The organism is Mycobacterium sp. IDUB_19, from assembly GCF_055419445.1.
This window is the reverse complement of the sequence record NZ_JBVAXR010000076.1, coordinates 1-6,683: the sequence shown is the minus strand read 5'-3', so window position 1 is coordinate 6,683 and position 6,683 is coordinate 1. Positions and strand designations below refer to the sequence as shown.

Below are 6,683 nucleotides of genomic sequence, written 5' to 3'. Positions count from 1 at the left end.
CCGGCGCCCGTAGCTCAACGGATAGAGCATCTGACTACGGATCAGAAGGTTGGGGGTTCGAATCCCTTCGGGCGCGCACACTGCCAGCGCAGACGATTTCGGCCCCGCAAGCGACACGCCCGGAATCCGCCACTTTCAGCTGACACATTCACCGCCCGCATATTCCTCGAGCGCGGCGCGTACATCAGGGCCGCGAGTATGTCGCTGCAAGTAGTGCGCTTCGGTGGTTGCCAGCTTCGCGTGGGACAGCTGCTGCTGCGCCAGCTCGGCGCCGAGCGCATCCCTGACAACCGTGGCCCCCGTGCGGCGGAAGCTGTGCGGGGTGACCCAAGCTAGATGTTCGGGAAGCGCGGCCCGTAGCGATCGCCGCATGTTCGCCAGCGACATCCAAGCGCCCTCGCGATTCGCGAACACCGGTGCCGGCCCGTCCGACTCGGCCGCCAGCACCAGGAGCGCATCGACACCGAAGCGGGGCAGCACAACGGTGTGCGGGGGAGCATCGCCCTTGCGCGCGTCCTGGCGGTGCAACGGCCTCCCGGCGATACGCCCGTGGTCGATCAGCGTCGCGTCAATCGTCACAGTAGGTGGATCGGCTGATATGTCGACATCTGACCAGCGCAGCGCGAGGACTTCATTTGGCCGCCCACCTGTTGCCGCGAGCAGGTCAACGAACGCGGGCAGCAGACGGCCGGGATGCGGACCTGGACCCGTCCGCCCTGCATAGGCTTTCACCGCGGCCCGGATGTCGACGAACTCGGCTGGCGTGGCGGCCCGCGCCGACAGCGAACTTCGGCTACTGGTCGCAATACGCGCCGCCGTCTGGGAGGCGGAAGGTCGGCCGCCGTCAACCGCACACATCGACGCGCTGTTGGACGAACGATCTGGATTTCTGAGCAGGATCCAGTAGGCATCAGTGAAGGTGCAGGGATGTGCCTTCAGAAGATGCGCAATCCCCAAATGACCACTGCCTGCAGATCCGGATCGTTCGAAATCCTCGTCAAGACCACACCCCGGTGCTGCACTCGACACACGGTTGCACTGCACGTGGTGTCGGGCGGCCGCAATTGCGGCAGCTCTCGGTGGGCGGCAACTTCTTTTTGGCCTCCAGTGCGTGTTCGGCGCAAAACAGGCCGCCGCCGACCCGCTCCAAATCGGTGTGTTCGATGCCGCGAGGGCACCACGCGCAGACTTGTTTACCGCTCATCAGCTATCGCTTCTTCCACGTCGGCGGAACGAACGCCTCGATGACGACTACGTTTACACGTAACCTCCGGCCCCGGCGCTTAACGAGGCCCATCTTGGCGAGTTCGTTGAGGTCTCGCACAGGGGTCCGCGAGCCGGCGGAGGTGCGGAACCTCAGTTCTCGGGCACCTTCCAGCCGAGTTCTTTGACGTGTCGCGCGGTGTTGGCGCGGAAGTGCTCGAAACGGTTGGACGCCAAATAGCCGTCACGCAGGACGTTCGGGTCGACGCCCGCGCGAAGCAGCAGGAGACCCCGTAGCAGCCAAGGTATGGCGTTGGCAACGATCAACCATGGCAGTATCCGAACTGCGAGCGATTCGCCGCCTTGCTCAAGTTGATGCGCAAAGTCATTGCGGCTGTCGACTATTCGCCGTGGTAAGTCCACGATCGATTCTGTGATTTCAGGAATCGCGGCGCACACTTCGGTCACGATGTCGGATGCGCGGGTCCTGAAGCTCACATCGTGAAACAACACGACGGAACTGCTGGCGACTCGTGGGTCGATACAATGGGCTGCCGCCTCGGTGCTGGCTGCTGCGCGAGCCGCCTTGAGCACAGCGCCTATAGCGTCTTTCGGCAGGCCCGGAAATTTCTTCTGCTGGTAGCGCAGTCGCCGATGTAAGCCCTCGACCAGTGATGTCATGACTTGTACCTGCGGCTGCAATTCAGCTTTGAAGGGGCGTGCCACCGCCCAGGCGAGACCGTCCAACTTGTCATTGAATGAGATCCATTTCGCAAACCGCTCGACGGTCAGTTCTTCCCGCGGGAGCAGTGAGTCAGGTTCGAGAGCGTCCAAGGGTGCATTGAAGGCTGGCCCGTACACGGGGAGCCACGGTTGGTCGCCGTCAAGGCGTACCTGCGTCTCGCGGGTCGTGACGTCGTTTTGGTCTAGGACCAGATGGAGCAGCACCAGACACCCCGACACCACCCTGATTTCAAGCTGGCGCAGTGTCGTGGGAGTCGACGACGAGTACACCAGCCAGTTGCCATCGTCTGCGGCTTCGACGCTCAACGTGGACCCGTCATCCTCGACGACGGCGGGTTCACTTTCGTGTAGATGGGCAAGCCAGTAAGGATGACCCAATCGAAAGCGCACGGCTGTGTAGGGCTGATCCAGACCGGTCACCTGATAACCAATTACCACGTTGTAGGCGATGTAGTGCGGAGATCCGAAAGGTGGATTAGAGCCGTAGTTTTGGGCGTGCTGCATCGTCACGGCTTCACCGCTGTCGAGTTGTCCGTGCAACGTGATGGGCTGAAACGCCGCGACTGAATCGGCCGCACTGCCGCTGAAGGAAAACCCTCCCGCAAAGGCCCGGATCTGGGGATCATCGACTAGGCCGGAGTCGAGCTGCACTTCGGGCTTTTCACCGGGATGAGCGGTGAGATCGCCCCGCGCTGTGACGGCCGTATAACCAGCCACCCAGAAGCGTCCAGCCGCTTGTAGATCCATCTAGTCGCCCTCTCGCCGCTGTCGGTCACTGTCAGGGATCGCCGGTAGTTTGTCTAGTTGTTGTCGGGGCAGTAGACCGCGATGGCGGCATCGACGACCGTTATGGCGTTGGCCATGGCCGATGGTTGCTATTGGCGTGTACGTCGGGTCGTTCCGCAGTTAGCTGGATGCGTACTGGAGCATCGGCTCAAAAGATGCCGGTCCATCGGGCGGGGCGATGGTGAGACTCGTCGACCGGATTCGGTAGATGGTCCCGTCCGTCGGGTTTGTGACGTCGAAGCCTTGTGAGGAGCGCACTGCGTTTGCGAGTTCGATGCTCGCGCCATCGCTGAGACGGACGCCGCGATAGTAGAAGTTTCCGGGCTGGATTTCGCATACCACCACCACGGACTGTGTGGTGCGCGCCACGACGGCTGGCTGGTTTCCCGAATCGCAGCGTGCACCGGGGTAAGCGGTCCAGCCACGGTGATCAGTTCCCGGCAGACTGGCGATGCTTTGTTCCGCAGGTGTTGTCGGCATCCGTAGTTGCGCAGTTGTAGGCGGCATCCGCGCTGGGGTCTGGGGCGCCGCCCATGATGTCGGAGGGTTCGTCACCGTCCGCGGCGCTGCGTCGTCATCGTGCATCCGCACCAGCGCCCAGCCACCGAACACGACCGCCAGCGCGACCACACCGGTGCATGCCAGGAGCACCGCGGCGCGGCCCCAAGTCAGGCCCCACGACTGCCGCAGCGGCTGGGTCGCGGGCTCCTCGGCCGACCACGCCAGCTCCCGCGCGGCCTCCGTCGGCGGCGGCACAAATTCAGTCTTCGCGTCGCCCGCGCCATACGAGGTCCCCGCGGCTGTCTCTGGATGGTCCTCGGCATCAGCAGTTGGAGACACGACTTCCTCTAATACTCCGCTGCAGTGGTCGCCTACCGTCATGGCTGCGTTTCAGGATCACCAGATGACCACTTCGGCGTTGTCGCGTTGCGGCCGCCCCTGCGGAGAGTGCAGGGCGGTCCAACAACCATTCAGACGCGGGGTGAGAGCGGTTTAGTGCGGTGAGGGGCCACCATATGCCGCGGTGAGCCTCCCGTGGCGGCGAAGATCTTGCTAAGTCTGGCCAGCGCGTCGTCAGCTGCGATCAACGTCGTTGCCAGGTAATGGTTTCTCAGCCACGACGGAGGTTTGTCATGGGTACCGGTTTGACTCATCTTTCCTCACTTTCACAACGTTAAAAATGCCACGAGGAGCAAGATCTCAAGGATCAGAAGTGCTGCAGCACATCGGAATGCGAGCTGCTTACGATTCAGGGCCGCATCGTTATCTGCAATGCCTTGGGTTACCTCTCTGAGGACGTACGCCTGTAGTCCCTCCTTGGTGTCCGTATTGCTCTGCAGTATGAGCTTTTCAGCTGAAACTGCATAGTGCCAGGGGGTAACGGGCCAGTACACGCACAAAACACACAGACCAAGTGCCAACACGACTGACAGCAGCACGATGGCCTTTGGGATAGACAGCGCAGGCCCTTTGGCGGGATCTGCATTGATTAAACCCAGTCCGGTGGAAAACGAAACGAACAGCGCCGCGGTCGACAACAAGGTGTTAGCCCGAGTCCTTACGTTGCCAAGCGTGGTGTCCTGTGCCTCAAGTGTCTTCTGGCAAGCGTCGTATGCAAGCTCGAGCTGCTGTTGTGACCGTGGGGTGTCGGGCAGCGTCACCTTTCGCGGTTTGTAGCGACTGATCCACTTATGGAACCTCGCCGCCGGCGTGCTGACGCAATACCGAAATGGGGTCACCAGATGACTACTTGGGCGTTGTCGCCGCCGTAGCATCGCGTTGAGATTTTCGTTGATCCGTCGCTGAAGTAGGCGGGATATCTGCCGACGCAGGTCATCTCATAGCCGTCGCCAGTAACCGGCGAGAACGCGGTGAACTGGTTGGACATTCCTGTGGCGTAGAAGATTTGGCGCACGTTGGCGGCGAATGCGCATGTGGTGTGGCCGCCCACCACGCCTTCGTGGCCGTCTGGGCAGATGGTGAAGACGTCGGTGCTGCCAGCGGCTGGCGGGGGTGCGGCTTGCGCGGTAACGGTGGTGGGCGGTGGCGTGACGATCACCGTTGGTGGGGGTTGCACGATCACCGACGGCGGGGGTGGCGCTACACCGGCAGGCGATGCCGTCGGCAAGCTGCTGGGCACAGCGGTCGGCAGCACCGGCGTGGTTGGGTTCGCCTCCCGCTTGCCACCATTGCCGTCGCTTACCAGGGCAACGACACCAAAGATGGCGAAAGCGACAACAACGCCACACAACAGCCCGATGCCCGCGATCACCCACACTGAGCGCCACGGCCGCGCCAACACCACCGTGGCGGGTTCCTCGTACGACCAAGCATGAGGGACCGCGGCCTCCGTCAGCGGTGGCACAACGGTGGTCGGGTCGTCTGCGGCGCCGACCGTCGTAGCAGGCTGTAGTTCAGGCCGCTGCAGTGCGTCTTCTATCGGCACTTCACTCGGCGGCTCGCCGCCCTCGTCGTTGACAATAACGAGGCGCCCATTCCGATCAACTTTCTGAAACATTCACAGCCCCTTCGTTGATGGGAGTGCTACACACCGGGCCGTGGGCGATCTTGTCGGCGGCCATGGTCGTCTCTCCTGTTCGGCCCCTTGATTAGTTTGCGACAGGGGTAGGGCAGCTGTCTCGCGAATCCCGCCAACCCGGAGACCCGGTTTGCGCGGCCGTCGCCAGCACCTTTAACGCCAGTCACGCGTTTCTCCTGGCGCGGCGACGGCTCCGCGCAGACGCCCCGGCGAGGAGGTCGGCTTGGGCGGGGATGACGGGGCGCCGGGACCGCGCGGAGAGACCGTTCAGGATGTCCGGCGCGCTGGCCGTAGGGATCGGCGAGGCGGGCTGAGGTGGCGGATCATCCGGCGGCGACGCACGGGTCGGCGTGTTGTTCATCGCCTCCATAGCGGTCTCGATATCCACTTCGCGCATGAACCAGCTGCGGCCGATCTTCTGCCCCGGGAATCGGCCGGAGCGCAGTTGCTTGACCACCCACCGTTCCGGGTCGGCTAGCCCGTGTGCGTCACCGAGGAGCATCTGCGTAGCGGCGGGCAGCGGGTAACGCTCATCGGGAACCTCGGTGATCGCGACCAGACTGCCGTTGTTCAATACGACCTGGAAGGCGTGATCGAACGCGAACGTGATCCCGCACCGGTCGATCACACCGGCGATGAATTCGTTGCTCGGCGGCTGTTCGCCGGACAGGATTCGACTGACCTCGTCCGGGGCGACGCCGATACGCTCGGCGACGTCTTGATCGCGAACCACACCGCATCGTTGGCGGATCTTCTCGGGTCCGTCAGGCCGGATAACCAAGCTAGGCACTTCGAGCTACCTCCCTCGTCGTCGCCGCATTGTGCGCCTGGTGCCCGACAAGCCACAGGCCCCGGCTTGGTCGGGTAGTGGGGCAATTTGACGCGGGGTCATCTTCGCGCGGCGTGACGCCGAGATCCTGCCAGCGGGAAGCTCAAAATTGCCCCTCTTGAGGCGTTCTGCAGCCGCCACTTTCCCGCCATAAACGTTCGGGAATCGTGCAGGACGACAGTGGTTCTAGGTGGACGCTGAAATGCGTATCCCGTTGGGCCGCAATACGTTAGCGAACATTCGCGGATGTTCGTGGACGGAGTGGATACTCCAGAAGGTTGGGGGTTCGAATCCCTTCGGGCGCGCTTTCTCTAAGCGCTAGGTGTCGCCGTCGGCGGCGTCGCTCTCCTTGGACTTGTCCGGCATCGGCCCAACCGTCGCGATCATCGGGACCTTCAGCGTCTTACCGCCGGCGATCGGCAAGTGGACCGCGAAGAAGACGATCTTGAGCTCCAGGCTCACCTGCCGCATGGGCTGCGCGTACAAGTCGAAGCGCATGTCCCGCAACCGTGCCAGGCCGCGTTCGAGCCGACTCATGGCCATGACCCTAGTTGCTCGGCTTCTCGGACCGCTATGGGCGTG

General features: G+C 62.9%; 6 protein-coding genes, 1 tRNA gene and 1 pseudogene. 1 reads left to right on the top strand and 7 read right to left on the bottom strand.

What is annotated here, in order from left to right; genetic code table 11:
- The first annotated feature begins 3 nt into the window (after positions 1–3).
- Positions 4–76: transfer RNA gene (locus ACZY0B_RS26350), tRNA-Arg, on the top strand.
- A 59-nt stretch (positions 77–135) separates the two neighbouring features.
- On the opposite strand, the pseudogene ACZY0B_RS26345 reads toward ACZY0B_RS26350, so the two are convergent.
- From ACZY0B_RS26345 to ACZY0B_RS26315, 7 genes and pseudogenes are all read right to left on the bottom strand, one after another.
- Positions 136–750 (bottom strand): annotated as a pseudogene (locus ACZY0B_RS26345) (tyrosine-type recombinase/integrase); the annotation flags it as partial.
- Between the two features lie 606 nt (positions 751–1,356).
- Positions 1,357–2,694, bottom strand: coding sequence for a hypothetical protein (locus tag ACZY0B_RS26340; protein WP_463767182.1), 1,338 nt, complete (start codon positions 2,692–2,694; stop codon positions 1,357–1,359).
- 159 nt (positions 2,695–2,853) lie between these two features.
- A complete protein-coding gene (locus ACZY0B_RS26335; protein WP_463767181.1) occupies positions 2,854–3,573 on the bottom strand; it encodes a hypothetical protein in 720 nt (239 codons plus the stop codon).
- Between the two features lie 326 nt (positions 3,574–3,899).
- Positions 3,900–4,394, bottom strand: coding sequence for a hypothetical protein (locus ACZY0B_RS26330; RefSeq protein WP_463767180.1), 495 nt, complete (start codon positions 4,392–4,394; stop codon positions 3,900–3,902).
- Positions 4,395–4,468: 74 nt separating this feature from the next.
- Positions 4,469–5,251 carry a hypothetical protein gene (locus ACZY0B_RS26325; RefSeq protein ID WP_463767179.1) on the bottom strand — a complete coding sequence of 261 codons (783 nt, stop codon included), beginning with the start codon at positions 5,249–5,251 and terminating at the stop codon, positions 4,469–4,471.
- A gap of 184 nt (positions 5,252–5,435) precedes the next feature.
- On the bottom strand, positions 5,436–6,062 hold the full coding sequence (locus tag ACZY0B_RS26320) for a helix-turn-helix domain-containing protein (protein ID WP_463767178.1): 627 nt from the start codon (positions 6,060–6,062) through the stop codon (positions 5,436–5,438).
- A gap of 357 nt (positions 6,063–6,419) precedes the next feature.
- Positions 6,420–6,638 (bottom strand): hypothetical protein, encoded by a 219-nt coding sequence (locus tag ACZY0B_RS26315; RefSeq protein ID WP_463767177.1) that lies wholly within the window; start codon positions 6,636–6,638, stop codon positions 6,420–6,422.
- Between the last annotated feature and the right edge of the window lie 45 nt (positions 6,639–6,683).

Excerpts from the sequence above, each read along its gene's own strand:
- ACZY0B_RS26325 (WP_463767179.1), bottom strand. The coding sequence starts at position 5,251 with ATGTTTCAGAAAGTTGATCGGAATGGGCGCCTCGTTATTGTCAACGAC.
- ACZY0B_RS26315 (WP_463767177.1), bottom strand. The coding sequence starts at position 6,638 with ATGAGTCGGCTCGAACGCGGCCTGGCACGGTTGCGGGACATGCGCTTC.
- ACZY0B_RS26340 (WP_463767182.1), bottom strand. The coding sequence starts at position 2,694 with ATGGATCTACAAGCGGCTGGACGCTTCTGGGTGGCTGGTTATACGGCC.